Annotated in this window: 26 protein-coding genes and 1 tRNA gene; 15 read left to right on the top strand and 12 right to left on the bottom strand. The window is 66.1% G+C overall.

The window, feature by feature from the left end:
* The first annotated feature begins 133 nt into the window (after positions 1-133).
* The 6 genes from petA (at position 134) to KUD94_RS05855 (ending at position 4298) form a co-directional block, all read left to right on the top strand.
* Positions 134-736 carry a ubiquinol-cytochrome c reductase iron-sulfur subunit gene (petA, locus tag KUD94_RS05880; RefSeq protein WP_218238858.1) on the top strand — a complete coding sequence of 201 codons (603 nt, stop codon included), beginning with the start codon at positions 134-136 and terminating at the stop codon, positions 734-736.
* Between the two features lie 11 nt (positions 737-747).
* Positions 748-2169, top strand: coding sequence for a cytochrome bc complex cytochrome b subunit (locus KUD94_RS05875; protein ID WP_218238857.1), 1422 nt, complete (start codon positions 748-750; stop codon positions 2167-2169).
* A gap of 17 nt (positions 2170-2186) precedes the next feature.
* On the top strand, positions 2187-2942 hold the full coding sequence (locus tag KUD94_RS05870) for a cytochrome c1 (protein ID WP_218238856.1): 756 nt from the start codon (positions 2187-2189) through the stop codon (positions 2940-2942).
* 91 nt (positions 2943-3033) lie between these two features.
* On the top strand, positions 3034-3645 hold the full coding sequence (locus KUD94_RS05865) for a glutathione S-transferase N-terminal domain-containing protein (protein WP_146913617.1): 612 nt from the start codon (positions 3034-3036) through the stop codon (positions 3643-3645).
* Positions 3646-3679: 34 nt separating this feature from the next.
* A complete protein-coding gene (locus KUD94_RS05860) occupies positions 3680-4183 on the top strand; it encodes a ClpXP protease specificity-enhancing factor (protein WP_218238855.1) in 504 nt (167 codons plus the stop codon).
* Positions 4184-4222: 39 nt separating this feature from the next.
* Positions 4223-4298 (top strand) — tRNA-Thr (locus KUD94_RS05855).
* 28 nt (positions 4299-4326) lie between these two features.
* Here KUD94_RS05855 and KUD94_RS05850 read toward each other — a convergent pair.
* Positions 4327-4629, bottom strand: coding sequence for a DciA family protein (locus tag KUD94_RS05850; RefSeq protein WP_218238854.1), 303 nt, complete (start codon positions 4627-4629; stop codon positions 4327-4329).
* Positions 4630-4664: 35 nt separating this feature from the next.
* Between KUD94_RS05850 and KUD94_RS05845 the strand changes: the two genes are divergently transcribed.
* The 5 genes from KUD94_RS05845 (at position 4665) to KUD94_RS05825 (ending at position 11122) form a co-directional block, all read left to right on the top strand.
* On the top strand, positions 4665-5621 hold the full coding sequence (locus KUD94_RS05845) for a M23 family metallopeptidase (protein WP_255569121.1): 957 nt from the start codon (positions 4665-4667) through the stop codon (positions 5619-5621).
* Between the two features lie 148 nt (positions 5622-5769).
* Positions 5770-8535: a preprotein translocase subunit SecA gene (gene secA, locus KUD94_RS05840; RefSeq protein WP_218238853.1), complete on the top strand. Its 2766-nt coding sequence runs from the start codon at positions 5770-5772 to the stop codon at positions 8533-8535.
* A gap of 15 nt (positions 8536-8550) precedes the next feature.
* Positions 8551-9780: a bifunctional glutamate N-acetyltransferase/amino-acid acetyltransferase ArgJ gene (argJ, locus tag KUD94_RS05835; RefSeq protein ID WP_218238852.1), complete on the top strand. Its 1230-nt coding sequence runs from the start codon at positions 8551-8553 to the stop codon at positions 9778-9780.
* A gap of 44 nt (positions 9781-9824) precedes the next feature.
* Positions 9825-10697 (top strand): ATP-binding protein, encoded by an 873-nt coding sequence (locus KUD94_RS05830; protein WP_218238851.1) that lies wholly within the window; start codon positions 9825-9827, stop codon positions 10695-10697.
* Positions 10698-10750: 53 nt separating this feature from the next.
* The gene (locus KUD94_RS05825) at positions 10751-11122 is read left to right on the top strand and encodes an NUDIX domain-containing protein (RefSeq protein ID WP_255569176.1); all 372 of its coding nucleotides are present in this window, start codon (positions 10751-10753) and stop codon (positions 11120-11122) included.
* 65 nt (positions 11123-11187) lie between these two features.
* Here KUD94_RS05825 and KUD94_RS05820 read toward each other — a convergent pair whose 3' ends face one another.
* On the bottom strand, positions 11188-11409 hold the full coding sequence (locus KUD94_RS05820; protein WP_218238849.1) for a DNA gyrase inhibitor YacG: 222 nt from the start codon (positions 11407-11409) through the stop codon (positions 11188-11190).
* A gap of 77 nt (positions 11410-11486) precedes the next feature.
* Between KUD94_RS05820 and KUD94_RS05815 the strand changes: the two genes are divergently transcribed.
* From KUD94_RS05815 to KUD94_RS05805, 3 genes are read left to right on the top strand one after another with little or no spacing between them, the layout of a single operon-like run.
* Positions 11487-12422: a sulfurtransferase gene (locus KUD94_RS05815; RefSeq protein WP_218238848.1), complete on the top strand. Its 936-nt coding sequence runs from the start codon at positions 11487-11489 to the stop codon at positions 12420-12422.
* On the top strand, positions 12419-13516 hold the full coding sequence (locus tag KUD94_RS05810; RefSeq protein ID WP_218238847.1) for a YeeE/YedE family protein: 1098 nt from the start codon (positions 12419-12421) through the stop codon (positions 13514-13516). The genes KUD94_RS05815 and KUD94_RS05810 overlap by 4 nt, the downstream gene beginning before the upstream one ends.
* Positions 13517-13520: 4 nt before the next feature.
* Positions 13521-13685 carry a hypothetical protein gene (locus KUD94_RS05805; protein ID WP_218238846.1) on the top strand — a complete coding sequence of 55 codons (165 nt, stop codon included), beginning with the start codon at positions 13521-13523 and terminating at the stop codon, positions 13683-13685.
* A gap of 43 nt (positions 13686-13728) precedes the next feature.
* Here KUD94_RS05805 and grxD read toward each other — a convergent pair whose 3' ends face one another.
* The 6 genes from grxD to hemA all read right to left on the bottom strand — a co-directional run bounded on the left by grxD (position 13729) and on the right by hemA (position 18222).
* Positions 13729-14055, bottom strand: coding sequence for a Grx4 family monothiol glutaredoxin (gene grxD, locus KUD94_RS05800; RefSeq protein WP_218238845.1), 327 nt, complete (start codon positions 14053-14055; stop codon positions 13729-13731).
* A 45-nt stretch (positions 14056-14100) separates the two neighbouring features.
* Positions 14101-14961 carry a peptide chain release factor N(5)-glutamine methyltransferase gene (prmC, locus tag KUD94_RS05795; protein ID WP_218238844.1) on the bottom strand — a complete coding sequence of 287 codons (861 nt, stop codon included), beginning with the start codon at positions 14959-14961 and terminating at the stop codon, positions 14101-14103.
* Positions 14958-15383: a putative toxin-antitoxin system toxin component, PIN family gene (locus KUD94_RS05790; RefSeq protein WP_255569120.1), complete on the bottom strand. Its 426-nt coding sequence runs from the start codon at positions 15381-15383 to the stop codon at positions 14958-14960. The genes prmC and KUD94_RS05790 overlap by 4 nt, the downstream gene beginning before the upstream one ends.
* Positions 15376-15621: a type II toxin-antitoxin system Phd/YefM family antitoxin gene (locus KUD94_RS05785; protein ID WP_218238843.1), complete on the bottom strand. Its 246-nt coding sequence runs from the start codon at positions 15619-15621 to the stop codon at positions 15376-15378. Before KUD94_RS05785 ends, KUD94_RS05790 begins: the two co-directional genes overlap by 8 nt.
* 127 nt (positions 15622-15748) lie before the next feature.
* Entirely contained in the window at positions 15749-16828 is a 1080-nt protein-coding gene (prfA, locus tag KUD94_RS05780) for a peptide chain release factor 1 (RefSeq protein ID WP_218238842.1), read from the bottom strand.
* An 89-nt stretch (positions 16829-16917) separates the two neighbouring features.
* Complete coding sequence (gene hemA, locus KUD94_RS05775; RefSeq protein WP_218238841.1) at positions 16918-18222, bottom strand: glutamyl-tRNA reductase; 1305 nt, start codon at positions 18220-18222, stop codon at positions 16918-16920.
* A 39-nt stretch (positions 18223-18261) separates the two neighbouring features.
* Here hemA and KUD94_RS05770 point away from each other — a divergent pair, with 39 nt between their 5' ends.
* Entirely contained in the window at positions 18262-18537 is a 276-nt protein-coding gene (locus KUD94_RS05770) for a hypothetical protein (protein ID WP_218238840.1), read from the top strand.
* On the opposite strand, the gene ugpQ is transcribed toward KUD94_RS05770, so the two are convergent.
* The 4 genes from ugpQ to ugpA form a co-directional block, all read right to left on the bottom strand.
* The gene (ugpQ, locus tag KUD94_RS05765) at positions 18538-19290 is read right to left on the bottom strand and encodes a glycerophosphodiester phosphodiesterase (RefSeq protein WP_218238839.1); all 753 of its coding nucleotides are present in this window, start codon (positions 19288-19290) and stop codon (positions 18538-18540) included.
* A 55-nt stretch (positions 19291-19345) separates the two neighbouring features.
* Positions 19346-20368, bottom strand: coding sequence for a sn-glycerol-3-phosphate ABC transporter ATP-binding protein UgpC (gene ugpC / locus KUD94_RS05760; RefSeq protein ID WP_218238838.1), 1023 nt, complete (start codon positions 20366-20368; stop codon positions 19346-19348).
* Position 20369: 1 nt separating this feature from the next.
* Positions 20370-21224, bottom strand: coding sequence for a sn-glycerol-3-phosphate ABC transporter permease UgpE (gene ugpE / locus KUD94_RS05755; RefSeq protein ID WP_218238837.1), 855 nt, complete (start codon positions 21222-21224; stop codon positions 20370-20372).
* A gap of 82 nt (positions 21225-21306) precedes the next feature.
* Positions 21307-22188, bottom strand: coding sequence for a sn-glycerol-3-phosphate ABC transporter permease UgpA (ugpA, locus tag KUD94_RS05750; protein ID WP_218238836.1), 882 nt, complete (start codon positions 22186-22188; stop codon positions 21307-21309).
* Positions 22189-22216: the final 28 nt, after the last annotated feature.

The following is a 22216-nucleotide window of genomic DNA, read 5'->3' as shown; positions in this document are numbered from 1 at the left end:
TTTCCTTGTGTTGTGTCAATCGGCGCAAGTATCGCGCGACTTCGCACGGCCGGCGAGCGCAGTCGGGGCGTGGGCGTCCGCTACAATTTGCGGTTGATCGTCTCGCAGACTGACGCATAGCAAGGATTCCCCCATGAGTGATACTCCGATCGATTCCAGCAAGCGCAACTGGCTGATCGCAACCAGTTGCGCCGGCGCGGTGGGCGGCGTGGCCACGGCCGTGCCCTTCGTGAGCAGCTTTCAGCCGTCCGAGAAAGCGAAGGCGGCTGGGGCTCCGGTCGAAGTGGACATTTCCGCACTCAAGGAAGGCGAGAAGATCACGGTGGAATGGCGCGGCAAGCCGGTCTGGATCCTGCGCCGCTCCAAGGAAGAGGTGGAGGCCCTGGCCAAGCACGACAGCGAGCTTGCCGACCCGGAATCCAAGCGCCATCCCGACGAATTCACGCCGCCGTACGCGCGCAATGAATGGCGCTCGATCAAGCCTGAAATCCTGGTCGTGGTCGGTATCTGCCCGCACCTGGGCTGCTCGCCCACCGACAAGTTCGCCACCGGTCCGCAGCCTTCCCTGCCGAGCGACTGGGCCGGCGGCTGGCTCTGCCCCTGCCACGGTTCCACCTTCGATCTGGCCGGTCGCGTGTTCAAGAACAAACCGTCTCCGGACAATCTGCCGGTGCCGCCCTACATGTACCTGTCGGACACGCGCCTGCTGATCGGCGAAGACAAGAAGAAGGCTTGAAGGGAAGATCCATGGCTGCCTATCGCGAATTCAAGCAAATCTCGCCCAACGCCTCCATGGGCGCGAAGACCATGAACTGGCTGGAAAACCGGTTCCCGACGGCCTTTGACGCCTACAGGGTGCACATGTCGGAGTACTACGCTCCGAAGAATTTCAACTTCTGGTACATCTTCGGCTCGCTGGCCCTCCTGGTGCTGGTGATCCAGATCGTCACCGGCATCTTCCTGGTGATGCACTACAAGCCCGACGCCGCCAAGGCCTTCGAGTCGGTCGAGTACATCATGCGCGACGTGCCCTGGGGCTGGCTCATCCGCTACATGCACTCCACGGGCGCATCGGCCTTCTTCGTGGTCGTGTACCTGCACATGTTCCGCGGCCTCTTGTACGGCAGCTACCGCAAGCCGCGCGAGCTGGTCTGGATCTTCGGCTGCGCCATCTTCCTGGCGCTGATGGCCGAAGCCTTCATGGGCTACCTGCTGCCCTGGGGCCAGATGTCCTACTGGGGCGCGCAGGTGATCGTGAACCTGTTCTCGGCGATTCCCTTCATCGGGCCGGACCTGTCGATTTTCATCCGCGGCGACTACGTGGTCGGTGACGCCACGCTGAACCGCTTCTTCAGCTTCCACGTGATCGCCGTGCCGCTGGTGCTGCTGGGCCTGGTGGTCGCGCACCTGCTGGCGCTGCACGACGTGGGCTCGAACAACCCCGACGGCATCGAGATCAAGGGCCCGGGCAAGGCGGTGGACGCGCAAGGTCATCCGCTTGATGGCGTGCCCTTTCATCCCTACTACACGGTGCACGACATCTTCGGTGTCTCCATCTTCCTGTTCATCTTCTCGGCCATCGTGTTCCTCGCGCCGGAGTTCGGCGGCTATTTCCTCGAGTACAACAACTTCATTCCGGCCGACCCGCTGAAGACGCCTGCGCACATTGCGCCGGTCTGGTATTTCACGCCCTTCTATTCGATGCTGCGTGCCGTCACCAGCGAGATGATGTATGCGCTGATTGCCTGCGTGGCCCTGGGCACCGCCTACGGCGTGTTCAAGTCGCGCCTGGCTGGCCTTGTCAAGGGCGCCGTCCTGGTGGCCGGCATCGTGGTGATCGCGCTCATGCTAGCCATCGACGCCAAGTTCTGGGGTGTGGTGGCCATGGGCGGCGCCGTGGTCATCCTGTTCTTCCTGCCCTGGCTGGACTGCAGCCCGGCGCGCTCCATCCGCTACCGCCCGAGCTGGCACAAGTGGCTCTACGCGCTGTTTGTCGTGGTGTTCTTCGTGCTGGGCTATCTCGGCATGCTGGCGCCCTTCCCGCTGGGCGAGCGCATTTCGCAGATCGGTACGCTGTTTTATTTCGGCTTCTTCCTGCTCATGCCCTGGTGGAGCCGCCTGGGTACGCCCAAGCCGGTGCCCGAGCGCGTGAAGTTTGTGGCGCACTGAGAGCCGGAGTCATCACCATGAAAAAATTCATCTTTGCCCTGATTGCAAGCCTTGGCCTGGTGGGCGGCGTACAGGCCTCGGGCGGCGGCTTTCCGCTGGACAAGGCACCGGTCAACGTGACGGACAACGTCTCGCTGCAGCGCGGCGCGCGCACCTTCGTCAATTACTGCCTGAGCTGCCACTCTGCGGCCTTCATGCGCTACAACCGCCTGACCGACATCGGTCTGACCGAGCAGCAGATCAAGGACAACCTCCTGATCACTACCGACAAGGTGGGCGAGACCATGAAGGCGGCAATCAACCCGAACGAGGCCAAGGACTGGTTCGGCGGCAATCCGCCCGACCTCACCGTGATCGCGCGTTCGCGTTCGGGCAATGGCGGCACCGGTGCCGACTACCTCTACACCTTCCTGCGCACCTTCTACCGCGACGACACCAAGGCCACGGGCTGGAACAACCTGGTGTTCCCCAGCGTGGGCATGCCGCATGTGCTCTGGCAGTTGCAGGGTGAACGCAAGGCGCTGTTCGACGAGATCGAGAGCCACGGCGAGAAGGTGCAGCAGTTCAAGGGCTGGGAGCAGATCTCGGCCGGTACGCAGTCGACCGTCGAGTTCGACCAGACCGTGGGCGACCTGGTCAACTACCTGCAATGGATGGGCGAGCCCGCGCAAAACACCCGGGTGCGCATCGGCGTGTGGGTGCTGCTCTTCATTTCGGTCTTCATCCTGATCGCCTGGCGCCTGAACGCCGCGTACTGGAAGGACGTCAAGTAGGACCTTCGCGTGCGCCCCTGCCGGGCGCACTTGTGGATACGGAGTGGGCGCCTGGCGTGCCCACTCTTTTGATTTTTGAGGAGCTGCCTGCATGATGGTGCTTTATTCGGGGACGACCTGCCCGTTCTCTCACCGTTGCCGTTTTGTCCTTTTTGAAAAGGGCATGGATTTCGAGATCCGGGATGTCGATCTGTTCAACAAACCCGAAGACATCAGCGTCATGAACCCGTATGGCCAGGTGCCCATCCTGGTCGAGCGCGACCTCATCCTGTACGAGTCCAACATCATCAACGAGTACATCGACGAGCGTTTTCCGCACCCCCAGCTCATGCCGGGCGACCCGGTCGACCGCGCGCGCGTGCGCCTGTTCCTGCTCAACTTCGAAAAAGAGCTGTTCGTGCACGTGAACACGCTGGAGTCGCGCGCTACCAAGGGCAACGAGAAGGCGCTGGAGAAGGCGCGCGGCCACATCCGCGACCGGCTCACGCAGCTGGCGCCCATCTTTCTGAAGAACAAGTACATGCTGGGCGACGGCTTTTCCATGCTCGACGTGGCGATCGCGCCGCTGCTGTGGCGCCTTGACTACTACGGCATCGAGCTCTCGCGCAACGCGGCGCCGCTGCTCAAGTACGCCGAGCGCGTGTTCTCGCGTCCGGCCTACATCGAGGCATTGACGCCTTCGGAAAAGGTCATGCGCAAATAAGCGCCGCAGCGCCGCCAGCTGGCCGAGAGACGAGATGAGCACCGACCCCACGGGAGTTTCGACGCGCCCCTATCTGATACGGGCGCTGCATGAATGGTGTTCCGACAATGGGCTCACGCCCTATGTCGTGGTGCAGGTGGACGACAGCGTGCACGTGCCACAGGAGTACGTCTCCCGCGGGGAGATCGTGCTCAACATCAGCGACGAGGCCACGAGCGCGCTGCAGATTTCCAACGACTTCATCGTGTTCAAGGCGCGTTTCGGCGGCAAGCCGCGCGATATCTCGGTCCCGATCGGCAGGGTCAGCGCGATCTATGCGCGCGAGAACGGGCAGGGCATGGCGTTCCCGGTGCAGGACGGCGCCGCTGGCCTGTCCGCCGTGCCGCCAGAAGGCGCCGGGCCGCAAGAGGGACGCGAGCCGGCACCGGCCTTGCAGTCGGTCAAGGCGCCGGCGCCGGCAGACTCCAGGCCAGAGCCGGATGGCCCCGACACGCCCACGCCCCGGCGGCGCAAACCGGCGCTCAAGCGCGTCAAATAGGCGCTGGCGCGGACTGCTCTGGTTAGAATCACGGCCCTTGCCGGTTTAGCTCAGTTGGTAGAGCACCCGCCTTGTAAGCGGAAGGTCGTCAGTTCGAAACCGACAACCGGCACCATTGCAGCGCAGGCCCGCCCGGGGCCGCTTCAGTCGGGTTGAATTTTCAACCTGATCGCGCTAACCTCCCAGCCTTTGCTGCGCAGATGCGCGAGAAACGCGGGCAGCAGCTGGCGGAACTTGTTCGCGGCGGCGTTGCTGCGTACCAGCAGGCACCAGGTGTCGCCTTCGATCGGGCCGGCCTGTACCTGTGCGTGCAGCGGTGTGGGGATGAGCGCTTGCAGGGATTGCAGCCGCTCGCGCGATTCATTGGCCAGCGCCGTCAGCCTGGCCAGCGTCGGCGCTTCCTGGCTGGCCTGTTCGAGTGTGATGGCGTAGTGGCGGCGCTGCACGGGCAAAGCTTGTTGCGCAAAGAGGAGTGTGCATTGTGCACCTGATCATTACCGATCTGCATGCGACCAGGAGTCGCGTCCTGAAGGTGGGCTGGATGCATGCGCTGGCCGCGATGGCGGCGCTGATCCTGCTGGGCGCGGCCCTGATGTGGCTGACGCTGCAAACCGACAAGCTGCCCGCCGCCGTGGCCGAGCGCACCGCGACGCTCTGGCCGGCGCCCGACCGCGTGCTCGAACGCCAGGAGCGCGCCGCCCGTGCGCGTCTGGATGCGATGGCGCGCAAGGTTGGCGAGATGCAGGCGCGCCTGCTGCAGCTCGAATCGCTGGACGAGCGCGTGCGCGGCCTCGCGGGACTGCCGCCGGTCAAATGGGAGCCGGTGCCGGGGCAGGGCGGCATCTTGCTGGACGACCGGCCGCTGAGCATGCAGGAGTTCGACGACATGCTGAACGCCCTGGCGCGGCGCACCGATGCACGGCATGACCGCATGCTGACCATCGAATCGCGCCTGGTGGACCAGCAGGCCAGCACCACGCTCGTACCATCCATGCTGCCGGTGGCCGGGCGCCCCGTGGGTTCGCCCTTTGGCACCCGTATCGACCCGATCAACGGCCACGTGGCGCGCCATACCGGGCTGGATTTCCCCGCTCCGTCCGGCACCGCGATTACCGCAGCCGCGGGCGGTGTGGTGGTCACGCAGGAATTTCATCGCGAGTACGGCAACATGCTGGAGATCAGCCACGGCAACGGTCTCGTCACGCGCTACGCCCACGCCTCCAGGGTGCTGGTCAAGAAGGGCGACCTGGTGCGCCAGGGGCAAAAAATTGCCGAGGTTGGCGCCACGGGCCGGGTGACGGGCGCACACCTGCATTTCGAGGTGCTCAAGGACGGCGCCTGGCAGAACCCGAGCAGCTTTCTGTTTGCCGGCAAGGGCAAGTCGCCGGTGCAGATGGTTGCCGGACGCGAACACAGTGTCGAGCCCGGGCAACAGTAAAATGCTCGGTTTCGGGCTGTGCCTGGCTCGCGAGCGCTGAGTTGCCAACTCTTGCAATCGGCTCCCACGGCCTGCATCTGCACCTGTTTCTTCTTTGAGGTCAATCACCGTCCGCCGGCCCCCGGCCCGGCGTGGCGGCGGCATCCGCATGGGCACCAATTTCTTCACCAAACTCCTGGGCAGCCGCAACGACCGGCTGCTCAAGCAATACCGCAAGTCCGTTCGCCGCATCAATGCGATGGAGGCCGACTACGAGAAGCTGAGCGAACAGGAGCTGCGCGGCAAGACGCAGGAGTTCCGTGACCGTCTGGCCAAGGGAGAAACCCTGGACGACCTGTTGCCCGAAGCCTTTGCGGTGGTGCGCGAAGCATCCAAGCGCGTGATGAAGATGCGCCACTTCGACGTGCAGCTCATCGGCGGCATGGTGTTGCACTACGGCAAGATCGCCGAAATGCGCACTGGCGAGGGCAAGACGCTCACCGCGACGCTCGCGGTCTATCTGAATGCGCTGGCCGGCAAGGGCGTGCACGTGGTCACGGTGAACGACTACCTGGCCAGCCGCGACGCGCAGTGGATGGGGCGGCTGTACAACTACCTGGGCCTGACGGTGGGCATCAATCTGCCGCAGATGCCGCGCGAAGAGAAACAGGCCGCCTACAACGCCGACATCACCTACGGCACGAACAACGAATACGGTTTCGACTACCTGCGCGACAACATGGTCTACGAGGGACGCGACCGCGTGCAGCGGCCGCTGAACTACGCGATCGTCGACGAGGTGGACTCCATCCTGATCGACGAGGCGCGCACGCCGCTCATCATCAGCGGTCAGGCCGAGGACCAGACCGCCACTTATCTGGCGATGAACAAGGTGGTGCCGCTGCTCAAGCGCCAGGAGGGTGAGGCCAACGCGCGCACCGGCGAAGGCGTGATCACGCCGGGCGACTTCACGGTGGATGAAAAGCAGCGCCAGGTCACGCTGACCGAGCAGGGCTTTGAAAGCGCCGAGCGCATCCTCGCGAGCCAGGGCTTGATACCCGAAGGGCAGTCGCTCTATGCGGCGGCCAACATTTCGCTGGTACACCATTTGTACGCCGCGCTGCGCGCGCACCACCTCTTCAACCGCGACGAGCACTACGTGGTGCAGGACGGCGAGGTGATGATCGTCGACGAATTCACCGGCCGCCTGATGGCCGGTCGGCGCTGGAGCGAAGGCCTGCACCAGGCGGTGGAGGCCAAGGAAGGCGTGAATATCCAGGCCGAGAACCAGACGCTCGCCTCGATCACCTTCCAGAACTACTTTCGCCTCTACGCCAAGCTTTCGGGCATGACCGGCACGGCCGACACCGAGGCCTATGAATTCCAGGACATCTACGGCCTGGAAACCGTCATCATCCCGCCGAACAAACCGAGCCGGCGCGACGACCAGCTTGACCGCGTCTACAAGACCACGCGCGAGAAGTACGAGGCGGCGATCGCCGACATCCGCGAGTGCTACGAACGCGGCCAGCCGGTGCTGGTCGGCACCTCGTCCATCGAGAATTCGGAAATCATCGACGAGCTGCTGACCAAGGCCGGCTTGCCGCACCAGGTGCTCAACGCCAAGCAGCACGAGCGCGAGGCCGAGATCATTGCCCAGGCCGGGCACACCAAGTCGATCACCATCGCCACCAACATGGCAGGGCGCGGCACAGACATCGTGCTGGGCGGCAACATCGACAAGAGCATTGCGGCGCTGCAGGCCGACGAGTCGCTCTCGCAGTCCGAACGCGAGCGCAAGATCGAGGAGCTGCGCGCGCAGTGGAAGGCCGACAATGAGAAGGTGATGGCGCTGGGCGGTTTGCGCATCATCGCCACCGAGCGCCACGAATCGCGGCGCATCGACAACCAGTTGCGCGGACGCTCGGGCCGCCAGGGCGACCCCGGGTCTTCGCGTTTTTACCTCAGCCTGGACGATCCGCTCATGCGCATTTTCGCGGGCGACCGCGTCAAGGCCATCATGGAGCGCCTGAAGATGCCCGACGGCGAGGCGATCGAGGCGGGCATGGTCTCGCGCAGCATAGAAAGCGCCCAGCGCAAGGTGGAAGGGCGCAACTTCGACATGCGCAAGCAGCTGCTCGAATACGACGACGTCTCCAACGAACAGCGCAAGGTGATCTACCGCCAGCGCAACGAGATTCTGGACGCGGCCGACCTGTCGGACATGATCGCCGCCATGCGCGACGCCTGCATGAGCGACGTGGTGCGTCTGTACGTGCCCGCCGAGTCGGTGGAAGAGCAGTGGGACCTGCCGGGTCTGGAAAAAGACCTGGCCTCCAACTGGCAGCTGAACGTGCCGCTGGTGCAGCAGGTGCAGGCGTCCGAAGTGTTGTCCGACGAAGACATCGTCGAGCAGGTGGTGGACGCGGCGCGTGCCTCCTTCGAGGCCAAGGTGGCGTTGGTGGGCAAGGAGAACTTCCACCAGTTCGAGCGTGCGGTGTTGCTGCAAAGCCTGGACACGAGCTGGCGCGACCACCTCACCGCGCTCGACTACCTGCGCCAGGGCATACACCTGCGCAGCTACGCCCAGGTGCAGCCCAAGCAGGAATACAAGCGCGAATCCTTCGAGATGTTCCGCCAGTTGCTGGACCACATCCGCGACGAGGTCACGCGCGTGATGATGACGGTGCAGGTGCAGTCGCCCGAACAGGTCGATCAGGCGGCCGAAGCCGTCAACGCGCGCAACGAAAGCGTCACCAACGTCACCTACAGCGCGCCCACCGAAACCGGCGAGGCCGCGGTGACGGCTGCGGCGCCTGCGGCGGGAGCAGGGGCGGCAGCGGCGGCTGCGGCCGTCGCGCGTGTCGGTCGCAACGAGCCCTGCCCCTGCGGCAGCGGCAAGAAGTACAAGCATTGCCACGGCAAGCTGGCCTGAACCCTGGGAGTCGAGATGCCCGTCAATCTTCAGGCCCCGCTGGCCGAACACCTGCACCCCGTGGACGGCCTGCGCCTGGGCAGCACCGAAGCCGGCGTGCGCAAGCCCGGGCGCAAAGACCTTACCGTCTTGCTGCTCGATGAAGGGGCGGCGGTGGCGGGCGTGTTCACGCAAAACCGCTTTTGCGCCGCGCCCGTGCAGGTCTGTCGTGAGCACCTGGCTGCGGGCAGCGACGTGCGCGCGCTGCTGATCAACACCGGCGTGGCCAACGCCGGCACCGGCGAGCAAGGTCTGCTCGATGCACGCAAGAGCTGCGCGCAACTGGCCTGGCAACTGGGCGTGCAGCCCCAGCAGGTGCTGCCGTTTTCCACCGGGGTGATCATGGAGCCGCTGCCGCTTGAGCGCATCCTCGCCGGCATGCCGGCGGCGGTTTCCGATGCGCAGCCGCAGCACTGGCTGCGCGCCGCCCAGGCCATCATGACGACGGACACCGTGCCCAAGGCCTGCAGCACGCAGACCACGATCGCCGGCACGACGGTGCACGTCACCGGCATGGCCAAGGGCGCGGGCATGATCCACCCGAACATGGCGACCATGCTGGGCTTTGTCGCTACCGACGCGAACATCGCCCCCGAGCTGCTGCGCGTCGCCGTGCACGAGCTGGCCGAGCAGTCCTTCAACCGCGTGACGGTCGATGGCGACACCTCGACCAACGACTCCTTCATCCTGATGGCCACGCGCAAGGCGAAGCACGCGCCGATCACCGCGCTGGACAGCGATGAGGGCCAGGCCTTGATGGCGGCGCTGCGCAGCGTGGCGCAGCAACTGGCGCAGGCCATCGTGCGCGACGGCGAGGGCGCAACCAAATTCATCACCGTGCGCGTGGAGCAGGGCGCGGACACCGCGGAATGCCTGAAAGTGGCCTACGCCATCGCGCATTCACCTCTGGTCAAGACCGCCTTCTTTGCCAGCGACCCCAACCTCGGGCGCATCCTGGCGGCCGTCGGCTACGCCGGCATTGCGGACCTGGACCAGACGAGGATAGAGCTCTACCTGGACGAGGTGCACGTGGCCACGCGCGGCGGGCGCAACCCGGCCTATCGCGAGGAAGACGGCCAGCGCGTGATGCAGCAAAGCGAGATCACGGTGCGCGTGCTGCTCGGGCGCGGCAGCGCGCAAGACAGCGTCTGGACCTGCGACCTGAGCCACGACTACGTCACCATCAACGCCGACTACAGGTCCTGAAAACATAGCGGCTTGCGCTTGTCCGGTGCGGGCTGCAAGCCAAAATGAACGATAAACTGGATTTGCTGCTGGAGCGTGCCAACCAGCTCATCACGCGCATCGAGGCCATCTTGCCGCGGCCGCTTGCCGCACCCGACTGGGACGGCGCCATCGCCTGGCGCTACCGGCGCCGCGCCAGCGGCGGCAGCGCGCTGGAGCCGGTGCGCCACATTGCCGCGATGCAGCTCGACGACCTCAAGGAGGTCGAGCCGCAGAAGGAAAAACTGCGGCGCAACACCGAGCAGTTCGTCGCCGGCAAGCCGGCCAACAACGTGCTGCTGACCGGCGCGCGCGGCACCGGCAAGTCCTCGCTCATCCGTGCTTGCCTGCAGGCCTACGCGCCCCGGGGGCTGCGCCTGATCGAGGTGGACAAGAGCGACCTCACCGATCTGCCCGATATCGTCGAGATCGTGGCCGCGCGGCCGGAAAAATTCATCATCTTCAGCGACGACCTGAGCTTTGACGAGGGAGAGCCGGGCTACAAGGCGCTCAAGAGCATTCTGGACGGCTCGGTGGCTGCGTCCACGCCCAATGTGCTGATCTACGCCACCAGCAACCGCCGCCATCTGCTGCCCGAATACATGAAGGAGAACCTGAGCTACCAGCACTCCGAGGACGGCGAGCTGCATCCCGGCGAGGTGGTCGAGGAAAAGATTTCGCTCTCCGAGCGCTTTGGCCTGTGGCTGAGCTTTTATCCTTTCAACCAGGACGAATACCTCGCGATCGCGGGCCAGTGGCTTGCGCACTTTGGCGTCGCGCCGGCGGACATCGAGGCGGCGCGGCCGCAGGCGCTCTTGTGGGCGCTGGAACGTGGTTCACGCAGCGGCCGCGTGGCCTGGCAGTTCGCCCGCGATTACGCCGGGCGCACGGCGGCGTGACGCGCCGCCACACCGAGGTTGCGGCCGGCATCCTGCTGCGCGCAGACGGGCAGATGCTGCTTACCAGCCGCCCCGAAGGCAAACCCTATGCACTCTACTGGGAGTTTCCCGGCGGCAAGCTGGAGGCGGGCGAGAGCGTGGAGCAGGCGCTGCGCCGCGAGCTGCAGGAGGAACTGGGCATCACCATCGCCGCCGCTCACCCCTGGCAGGTGACCGAGCACGACTACCCGCACGCGCTCGTGCGCCTGCACTGGTGCAAGGTGTTCGACTGGCAGGGCGAGCTGCAGATGCGCGAAGGCCAGCGAATGGCCTGGCAGAGCTGGCCGCCCACCGTGCGCCCCTTGCTGCCCGGGGCCTTCCCGGTGCTGCAGATGCTGGCGCAGGAATGGGGTCTGCCCTTCGATGCGCGGGCGCTGGGGGCTTGATACTATAAAAAGACTAGCTGCCAGCGCTTGCTGGTATTGCGCTGGAGGCCGATTTGCCTGAGATTTCAGGGCAGTTGCTTCGGATCGCCAAACGGCGCCTCGTCGGGCGGGGTATCGCTCGGGACGCGAAATTCCTCCGCGGCCCAGGCGCCCAGGTCGATCTGGCGGCAGCGCTGGCTGCAAAACGGCCGGTAGCGGTTGCCCGGGGCAAACACGCTGGGCTGGCCGCAGGTGGGGCAGGGCACGGTGACCGGCGTGCCGACGGGTTCTTCAGGCTTTTCAGTCATAAGCAAAATGGAAAAATGTCCTTGGTCGCGCGGAGCATGGGCCAGACAATAACCGGTTGGCTGCGGGCGGATGAAACATGAAGTATTGGCTGTTTGCCTTCTTGCTGTGGTGCGGTGCGGCGCTGGCCGCGCAGCCCTTGCTCGGCTCGGACGAGCTTGAGCCGATGCTGTCCGCGCCCGAACTGCGCATCGTCGATATCCGCGACGCGCAGAGCTTTGCCGGCGGCCACATCGAGGGCGCGCTCAACGCCCCCTACAACGAATGGCTGGGCCCGCCGGAGAACTTCGGCATTCTGCCCCCGGCGCAAGACATGGCGGCGCTGGTGCAGCGCCTGGCGCTCACGCCCGACAGCCATGCGGTCGTGGTGTCCGCCGGCAGCGACGGCACCGACTTCGGCGCCGCTGCGCGGGTGTACTGGATGCTCAAGTCCCTGGGCGTGAAGCAGTTGTCCATCCTGGACGGCGGCATGCAGTCCTGGGATTTCGACGGCATGGCGACTACGAAGGCCGTGAGCGCGCCCGCGCCCAGCGAGTGGCAGCCGCAATGGAGCCCGCGCTGGAGCGCCACGCGCGATGAGGTGCTGGCGCATGTGCAAAAGGGCGATGCGGTGCTGCTGGACGTGCGCCCGCAGAATTTCTACCTCGGCCAGTTCAAGGCGCCGATGGCGCGCATGCCCGGCACCATCCCCGGCGCGCTGCAGCAGGACTTCACGCGCTGGGTGCAAAACGGCTCGGCCCTGTCGGTTGCGCCCGAGCAGGCGCGCCGCCTGGCGCAGGAGATAAGACGCCCCGATGGGCAAGACCTGGTGCTGTTTTGCAATACCGGCGTATGGTCCGCGCTGGTGTGGTTCGAGATGCATGAAATCCTCGGCATGAAGGACGTGAAGATCTACCCCGGCTCCATGGTGGATTGGGTGCAGGCCGTGCCCATGCTGCCCACGCTCAACGCGCCCAGCCGCAGCGAGCAGATCGTGCAAGCGTTTGCACAGGCGTGGAAGAACCTGAAGAAATGAAACGTCTGCCCATCGTCGCCATGATGGCGGCCTTTTTTGCCTGGATGCTCTGGAGTGTTTCCATGCGCCAGGCGCTGCTGTTTCTCGTCGGCATCGGCCTGGGCGTGGCGCTGGCGGGGCAGCGTTTTGGCTTCACCACGGCCTGGCGCATCCTGGTGGAAGACAAGAACCCGAGCGGCGTCTTCGGCCAGCTCATCGCCTTCGGGCTCGCGGCCGTCTTGTGCATGCCGCTGCTCGGACACTACAGCGAGCTGACCGCGGCCCTGGGCCCGCCCAGCGTCAGCCTGCTCATCGGTGCATTCACCTTCGGCCTGTGCATGCAGGTGGCCGACGGCTGCGGCAGCGGCGTGTTCTACAAGGCAGGCATGGGCATACCGCTCAATACCGCGATCCTGCCGCTGTTTGCGCTGGGCAGCTTTCTGGGCAGCTGGCACCTGGGCTGGTGGCTGGAGCTGGGACGTACCGAGCCGGTGGGCTTCGTCAGCCTGCTGGGCTGGCAGCGGGCATTGGCGCTCACGCTGCTGGCGCTGGCCTTGATTGGCACGGGCGTGGCCTGGTATACGCGCCGCTGGCACCGCGCGCGCGGGCAAGCGGCGCCGAGTCCGTGGGCGCGCAAGTGGGTGGTGGGCGCAATCATGATTGCGCTGTTTGCGGCGCTGGTGTTGTTCATCTCGGGCAATCCCTGGGGCATCATCTACGCGCCGGGGCTGTGGGTGGCGAAGATGGCCACTGCGGCCGGCGTGGTGGATCCGGCGCGCAACTGGTTCTGGAGTCTGCCGGACAACGCCGCCATCCTGCAGCAGACCGTGCTGCTCGATGTGACTACCATCACCAACATCGGCATTCTGGCCGGGGCGCTCTGGGTGAGCGCGGGCAAACCGGCAGCGCACAAACCCATGACGGGCAGGCAATGGAGCGTGGCGCTGTTCGCCGGGCTGCTGCTGGGCTACAGCTCGCGCCTGGCGTTTGGCTGCAACATCGGGGCAATGTTCTCGGGCATCTCCACAGGATCCGTCCACGGCTGGATCTGGGCGCCGATGGCCTTCGCGGGAACGATTTTCGGCCTGCGCATACGCAGGCGGCTGGGGTATTGAGACGATGAAGGCCTATACGCTGCGCCTGGTCTTCTGGGCGGTCTTCACCGCCTTCCTCGCCTGGGACTACGGCGTTTCGCCGCCGGTGGACCTGCGCTGGGAGCTGGCGCCGGTTGCGGCCGGCTCGGGCCAGGCGACGCAGGGCGGGCATTGCTCCATGCCCGAGTAGCGCGGCGACAGGCCTGCAGGGCACCCGCTGCCGCCGGGCCGGCTTACGACTGCGCGCTCGCCAGCAGGGTCTTGAGTTCGCCCGATTCGTACATCTCCATCATGATGTCGGCGCCGCCGACGAGCTCACCCTTGATGTAGAGCTGGGGAATCGTCGGCCAGTTGCTGTATTCCTTCACGCCCTGGCGGATTTCCTCGTCGTCGAGCACGTTCACCGTCGCGAGCTGGTCCAGGTCCACATCGAGGGCCTTGAGGATCTGCACCGCGCGGCCGGAAAAGCCGCACATCGGGAAATGGGCGTCGCCCTTCATGAAAAGCAGAATGGGATTGCTCTTGACCAATTGGTCTATGCGTTGCTGGACGTCGCTCATGAAAAACTCCTGATAACCGTGCCACCGCTGGCAGCGGGGGCTGAATTATTCCACTGCCGTGGCCGTGGTGATGGGGCGCAGGGGTATTGCCCCGCCGGTGCAGCGGGTGATGCCCGCAAGATCCTTGCGGCTTTGCACCTGCGTGAAGCCGCATTCTTGCATCAAGCCTTGAACCTGGCCTGCCTGGTCGTGGCCATGCTCCAGCAGCAGCCAGCCGCCGGGCTTGAGGTGCGCAGGCGCCTGCGCGGTGATCTGGCAGATCGCGTCCAGCCCGTCGGCGCCGCTCACGAGGGCCATGCGCGGCTCGTGCCCGAGCGCCGCCAGGTGCGCATCGCCCTCGGCGATGTAGGGCGGGTTGCTGACGATCAGATCAAACAGCGTGGCACAACCCTCGAGCCAGTTGCCATGACGCAGCCGCAGCGGCAGGCCCAGGCGCCGGGCGTTGCCCTCGGCCACTGCCAGCGCCTCGCTGCTGGCGTCGATGGCGGTGAGCTGCGCCTGCGGCTGCTGCGCCTTGATGGCCAGCGCAACCGCGCCGCTGCCCGTGCCCAGGTCGGCGACCTGTGGTGCGGACAGCGGCCGCAGCAAGTGCAGCGCCCAGTCGACCAGGGTTTCGGTATCGGGCCGCGGGTCGAGCACGCGCGCGTCCACCTGCAGCTCCAGACCATGAAAGGCCTTGCGCCCCGTGAGATAAGCGACGGGCTCGCCGCCGAGCCGCCGCTCGCACAGCGCGGCGTAGGCGCTGGCAAGGGCAGGGGGCAGCAGCTCGTCGTCGTGCGCGATCAGCCAGGCGCGCTCATGCAGGGCGCGCCCAAGTGCGTGCAGCAGCAACATCTGCGCATCAATGCGCGCCAGGCCCCAGGTTTGGGCTTGCTGCAGGGCGAGGCGCACGGTAGCGGCAGTCACGTGCCGACCTTGGCGAGGAATTGCGCTGGAGTGCAGATATGCACCCCGTGAAAGGGGTCGAGCACCAACAGGTCATCGTCGCCGGTAATCAAGTGACTGGCGCGGGCGCTCAGGGCGAGGTCCAGGAACTTGTCGTCCCCGGGGTCGCGACAAGCGCGCAGTTGCTGGGTCACCGGGACGAGCCTGGCAACGCCGCCGAGCAGGCGCATGAACTCGCGGCGCTCGTCCAAGCTGAGGTATTTGTCGAACTTCGCCCTGGAGAGCACCTGGCCGAGTTCCTGCAGCGTCTGTTCCGACACTACCGGGGTGCCCCAGCGCAATGCGGCCTGAACTGCCAGGGCAGCGGTTGAACGGGGCAGCAGCAGCTGGCTGATCCAGACATTGGTGTCCAGCACCAGCACGCGTTCCAGCCGTTCAGTCACGCAGCAGCGCCTGCAACCGGGTTTCGTTCAGGCCGGCGGCTTCGGCGCGGGCGCCAATCTGCTCGCAGAACTGCTGGAAGCGCTCGACGTTCAGGTGTGCCAGGCGCTGGTATTCCTCTACCGACATGACGACGGCCACGTCACGGTTCTGGCGCTGGATCATCACGGGCTGCAGGCGTGCGGCGTCCATCAGCTGGGCAAATTCCTGCCGGGCCTGGGTGGCGGTGATGGTTTGCATGGCGACTCCTGAAAATGCACGAATTGTACAAATTGTACGAATTATAGCGCACGGATTCTCACGGCTTGGTACTATTACAAATATAGCGCGAAGCGCATGGCCTGCAACAGCTAGAGCCGAATTTGGTTTACGCTTCTTCCAGCTCCGCCATCAGCTCCGCCTCGCGCGCGTTGCGCAGGGCTTCGAGCACTTCAACGAGGTCGCCGTCCATCACCGCCTGCAGCTTGTAGAGCGTGAGGTTGATGCGGTGGTCGGTCAGGCGTCCCTGCGGGAAGTTGTAGGTGCGGATGCGATCGGAACGGTCGCCGCTGCCTACCAGGCCTTTGCGCAGGGCGGCCTCTTTGGCGGCGCGTTCGCTGCGCTCTTTTTCCTGGATGCGCGCCTGCAGCACGCGCAGCGCCTGGGCCTTGTTGGCGTGCTGGCTGCGCCCGTCCTGGCATTCGGCAACGATGCCGGTGGGCAGGTGCACCACGCGCACGGCCGAGTCGGTCTTGTTGATGTGCTGCCCGCCCGCGCCGCTGGCGCGAAAGGTGTCGATGCGCAGGTCTGCCGGGTTGAGCGTGATCGCCTCGTGCTCGTCGGGCTCGGGCATGACGGCGACGGTGCAGGCGCTGGTGTGGATGCGCCCCTGGGTCTCGGTCACCGGCACGCGCTGCACGCGGTGCCCGCCCGATTCAAAGCGCAGCCAGCCAAACACCTGCTCGCCCTCGATGCGCAGCACCACTTCCTTGTAGCCGCCGAGCTCGCTTTCGTGCGCGCTCATCACTTCCACGCGCCAGCCGACGTTGGCGGCGTGGCGGGTATACATGCGCGCCAGGTCGGCGGCAAACAGCGCCGACTCGTCGCCGCCGGTGCCGGCGCGGATTTCCACGAAGGCATTGCGCTCGTCGTCGGGGTCCCGGGGCAGCAGCAGGCGCTGCAGGTCGGCTTCGAGCTGCGCGCATTCGGCCTGGGCGGCGTCGATTTCCTCTTGCGCCATCTGCGCCATCTCGGGGTCGTCCAGCAGCGCGCTGGCGGTGTGCATGTCGGCCTCGCGCTGCTGCAGGCGTGCCCAGCGGCCGGCGACGACGCTGAGCTCGGCGTGCTCGCGCGACAGCAGGCGGTAGTGCTGCATGTCGCCCATGATGTCTTCGCGCGAGAGCAGGAAGTCGAGCTCGCCCAGGCGCTCGGCATGGCGCTGCAATTGCTGGCGGAGGAAGGGTTTCATCGCGTGAGCCAAAAAGGGGATAGCTACCGATCTGATAGCTGGTGGCGCTTGCTGGGCAAGCGCAAGAGGCGGATTTGGCTTGAAGTTCGCTACAAGCCGCTGCGCTGGCGGCTCGAGCGCAGGAACAGGCGCGAGACGGTTTGCGCCGCTTGGCTGCGGGCTTCGGCGTCGCCGGCGCGCAGTTCGGCCAGGGCGCCGTGCAGTATCTTCTGCGTGAGCCCGCGCGAGAGCGCCTCGAGCACGCTGTCCACGTCCTGTCCCTTGGCCAGGAGCTTTTTGGCGCGGGCGATTTCCTGCGCGCGCCAGTCGTCGGTCTGGGCATGCAGTTGCTGGATCAGCGGCACCACGGCGCCGGCCGCTTCGCCGCCCTTGCGCAAGTCCATCCAGTGCATGAAGCCTTGCACGCCGACGTCGATGATGGCTTCGGCCTGGGCCACGGCGGCTTCGCGCTGGGCCTGGCCGGTCTGCACCACGCCGGCCAGGTCGTCGACGGTGTAGAGGTAGACGTCGGGCAGCTCCTTGACCTCGGGCTCGATGTCGCGCGGCACCGCCAGATCGACCATGAAGATCGGGCGGTGGCGGCGCTTTTTCAGCGCGCGCTCGATCGCGCCCAGGCCGATGATGGGCAGCTGGCTGGCGGTGCAGCTGATGACTGCGTCGAACTCGTGCAGGTGCTCGGGCAGGTCGGCCAGGCGCATCACGCTGGCGTCAAAGCGCCCGGCAAGCTTCTCGCCGCGCTCCATGGTGCGGTTGGCCACGACCATCTGGCGCGGCGTGCGCGCGGCAAAGTGGGTGGCGCACAGCTCGACCATCTCGCCCGCGCCGACGAAGAGCACGCGGATCTGCGCCAGGTCTTCGAAGAGCTGCCCGGCCAGGCGCACTGCGGCCGCCGCCATGCTGATGCTGTGCGCGCCGATGTCGGTGCTGCTGCGCACCTCCTTGGCGACCGCAAAGCTGCGCTGGAACAACTGGTTGAGCGTGGAGCCGAGTGCGCCCGCGCCTTCGGCCGCGCGCACCGCGTTCTTCATCTGGCCGAGGATTTGCGCCTCGCCCAGCACCATGCTGTCCAGGCCGCTGGCCACGCGAAAGGCGTGGCGCGCGGCGCCGTCGCCCTGGTAGAGGTAGGCGTGGGGCTGCAGCTGCTGCACGCTGATGCCGCCACGCGCGGCCAGCCAGCCCAGGGTGTGCTCGGTGACCGCCTGCTCGGCGGCGCAATAGATCTCGGTGCGGTTGCAGGTGGACAGCAGCGCGGTTTCCACCGGCCGGCTCTGGGCGCCGAGCGCGGCGCGCAGGCCTTGCAGCGCCGGCGCGACCTGGTCGAGGGCGAAGGCGAAACGGCCACGCAGATCCAGCGGCGCCGTATGGTGGTTGATGCCCAGGGTCCAGACTGCCATGGGCGGGGATTATAAAATTTGTGCGCCCCCGCGCCTACCATGAGCACTTTGTCCTTCCTCAAGCATCTGCTCGCTTTTTTTGCCCCCGCGCCGGCGGTGGCGCTGGGCTTGGTGTTGCTCGGTCAGCTCATGCTGCGCGCGCAGGTCAAACCCCGTGGCTGGCTGGCGCCGATGGCGCTGCTCACCGTGCTGGGCTGCGCGGTGCTGCTGGCCGGCTTGTGGCTGCTGGGCAGCGACGGGCGCATGGCTACCTGGGCGGCGCTGGTGCTGGTGCTGGCCAGCGCCCACTGGCTGCAGCTGCGTGCCTGGCGTTGATCAGCCGGCGGGGCTGAAGAGCTCTACCCGGTCGCTGATGATGCCGTCGACGCCGAGCTGCCAGAGGCGGCCGGCGGTCTCTTCGTCGTTGACCGTATAGCTCAGCGCGCGCAGGCCCGCCGCGTGGGCGGCGGCGACGCTGTCGGCATGCCACAGCCGGTGGTTGCACACCAGGGCCACGCAGGCGTGCTCGCGCGCGAGCTCCAGGGCGTCGGGGCGCGCCTCGTCGAGCAGCAAGCCGCGCGCCAGCTCGGGTGCGCCCTCGCGCGCGCCGGCCAGGGCCGCCGGCTGAAACGAAGTCAGCAGTGGCCCCGTCGCCTGCCCCTGCCACAGCCGTGCGGCCAGGCGCGCCACGGCTAGGCCGCTGGCGTGTTCGGTGCCGGGCGTGGGCTTGATTTCGATGTTCAACTGCAGGTGGTTGGCCAGGCACCAGCGCGCGACGCGCTCGAGCGTGGGCAGCGGCTCGCCGGCGAATTCGCGCGAATGCCAGCTGCCCGCGTCCAGCTGGGCCAGTTCGCCCCAGCTGCGCTCGCCGGCGCAGCCCTGGCCGTTGGTGGTGCGCTCAAGGCCGGTGTCGTGCAGCAGGAAGAGCACCCCGTCGCTGCTGAGCTTGGCGTCGCATTCGAACATGCGCCAGCCGTGGCGCGCGCCAAGGCGAAATGCGGCCAGGGTGTTCTCGGGCGCGAGCTTGCCCGCTCCGCGGTGCGCGATCCAGCGCGGATACGGCCAGGCAGGGAGTTCAGACTTTGGCATGTTTTCAGGTTCCAGCCCTTGTGTGGCGAGCGCTGGCAGCTAGCAAAAGCGTAGTTCAGGCTTCGATGCGCAGGCCGGTGCCGGCATCAAAGCCGTGGATGCGGTCTTCCAGCGGCAGCACGTGCAGCGTCTGGCCGGGCAGGGGGCGCTCTTCGGTTTCGTTCATGCGCACGATCATGCGCTCGCCCTGGGGGCCGGCCAGGTGGCCGTGTACCAGGCGCTCGGCGCCGAGCATCTCCACCGTGTCCACCTGCAGCTCCCAGCCGCCCGAGGCGACCACGCGCAGATGCTCGGGGCGTATGCCCAGCAGCACGCCGTCGCGCACGCCGGGGACGCCCGAGAGCAGGTTCATCGGCGGCGCGCCGATGAAGCCGGCGACGAAGGTGGACGCGGGGCGGTGGTAGACCTCTTCGGGCGTGCCGAACTGCTCCATGCGCCCGGCGTTCATCACGATCATGCGCTGCGCAAGCGTCATCGCCTCCACCTGGTCGTGGGTGACGAACAGGCTGGTGATGCCCAGCTCGCGGTGCAGTTTCTCGATCTCCAGGCGGGTCTGGGCGCGCAGCTTGGCGTCCAGGTTGGACAGCGGCTCGTCGAACAGAAACACCTGCGGCTGGCGCACGATGGCGCGGCCCATGGCCACGCGCTGGCGCTGCCCGCCCGAGAGCTCGCGCGGCTTGCGCGCGAGCAGCCCGGAGAGCTCCAGAATGGCGGCGGCCTTGTCCACCCGCGCCTTGATATCGGGTGCGGGCACTTTCTTGATCTTCAGCCCGTAGGCCATGTTGTCGAACACGCTCATGTGCGGATAGAGCGCGTAGTTCTGGAACACCATGGCGATGTCGCGCTCGGACGGTTCGAGCTGGTTGACCACGCGCGCGCCGATGGAGATCGTGCCTTCGCTGATCTCCTCCAGCCCCGCCACCATGCGCAAGAGCGTCGACTTGCCGCAGCCCGAGGGGCCGACGATGACGACGAACTCGCCGTCCGCGATGTCGGCCGTCACGCCGTGGATGACCTGGTTGGCTTTGGGCCCGCTGCCGTAGCGCTTGATGACCTGGGAAAACTGGATGGAAGCCATGTTACTTTTCGGTGTCGACCAGGCCCTTGACGAACCACTTCTGCATGAGGATGACGACGATGGCCGGCGGAATCATCGCAAGGATGGCGGTGGCCATGACCACGTTCCATTCGACGTAGATCTCGCCGAAGATGGCGCGCTTGATGCCGAGCACGATGGGGTACATGTCCTCGCTCGTCGTCGCGATCAGCGGCCACAGGTACTGGTTCCAGCCGTAGATGAACTGGATCACGAACAGCGCGGCCATGGTCGTCTTGGACAGCGGCAGCAGGATGTCCTTGAAGAAGCGCATCGGCCCCGCGCCGTCTATGCGTGCGGCTTCGGCGAGCTCGTCGGGTACCGTGAGGAAGAACTGGCGAAACAGGAAGGTGGCCGTCGCCGAGGCGATCAGGGGCACCGTCAGGCCGGCGTAGCTGTTGAGCATCTTCAGGTCGGAGACCACCTGGTAGGTCGGGCCAATGCGCACCTCCACCGGCAGCATCAGCGTGATGAAAATCATCCAGAACACCAGGCCGCGAAACGGAAAGCGAAAGTACACGATGGCGAAGGCCGACAGCAGCGAGATCGCGATCTTGCCCAGCGCTATGCCCATGGCGGTGACAAAGCTCACCCACAGCATGGGCCAGCCCGGCGGAATGGTGCCGCCCGCGGCCACCTTGCCGCCCATGAGCGCGAGGTAGTAGCTGTTGACGATGTTGCCCCCGGGCAGCAGCGACAGCGGGTTGCTGCCGGTGATCTGCGCGGCCGTCTGGGTGCTGGCGACGAACGCCACATAGACCGGGAAGGCGATGACCAGCACGCCCAGGATGAGCACGGCGTGCGAGACGAAGTCCAGGACGGGGCGGCGCTCGATCACGTCAGCGCCGCCCGGCCGCCCGAAGGCGCTGAGGCCCCCTCGGGGGGCAGCGAACGAAGTGAGCGTGGGGGCATGATCAGTTTCAGTACTGGACCTTCTTTTCGACGAAGCGAAACTGGAACACGGTCAGCAGGATGACGACCGCCATCAGCACCACCGACTGCGCGGCCGAGCCGCCCATGTCCAGCGCCTTGAAGCCGTCGTAATACACCTTGTAGACCAGGATGGAGGTGTCCTTGCCCGGCCCGCCCTGGGTGGCCGCGTCCACGATGGCAAAGGTGTCGAAGAAGGCGTAGATCACGTTCATCACCAGCAGGAAGAAGGTGATCGGCGAGAGCAGCGGAAAGACGATGCTCCAGAAGCGCTTCCAGGGCGAGGCGCCGTCTATGGTGGCCGCCTCGATCACCGACGAGGGCACAGACTGCAGCCCCGCGAGAAAGAACAGGAAGTTGTAGGAAATCTGCTTCCACACCGAGGCCATGACGATCAGCGCCATTGCGTCGCGCCCGCTCAGCAGGTGGTTCCAGTCGTAGCCCAGCGCCTGCAGGGTGTAGGAGACCACGCCCCAGGGCGAGGCGAATATCATCAGCCAGAGCACGCCGGCGACCACGGGCGCAACCGCATACGGCCAGATCAGCAGCGTCTTGTAGATGGCCGCGCCGCGCACCACGCGGTTGGCCATCACCGCCAGCAACAGCGCCACGCAGATGCCGATGGCCGCTACCAGCACGGAAAAGAGGGCGGTGGTGTAGAAGGAATCGACGTAGCTCGGGTCTTCCCAGAGCCGGCGAAAGTTCTCCAGCCCGACGAATTCGCGGCTGGTGCCGAAGGCGTCCTCCTGCAGCACGCTCTGGTAGAGCGCCTGGCCCGCAGGCCAGAAGAAGAACACCAGCACGATCGCCATCTGCGGCGCCACCAGCACCCAGGGCAGCCAGGCGGACTTGAAGCGAACGCGTTTTTCCATGGAGGGCGATGGTAATCGACGCCCGGCC

It is taken from the genome of Comamonas sp. NLF-1-9 (genome assembly GCF_019195435.1).
Lineage (GTDB): Bacteria > Pseudomonadota > Gammaproteobacteria > Burkholderiales > Burkholderiaceae_C > Comamonas_C.
This window is presented reverse-complemented; position numbering and strand designations above follow the sequence as displayed.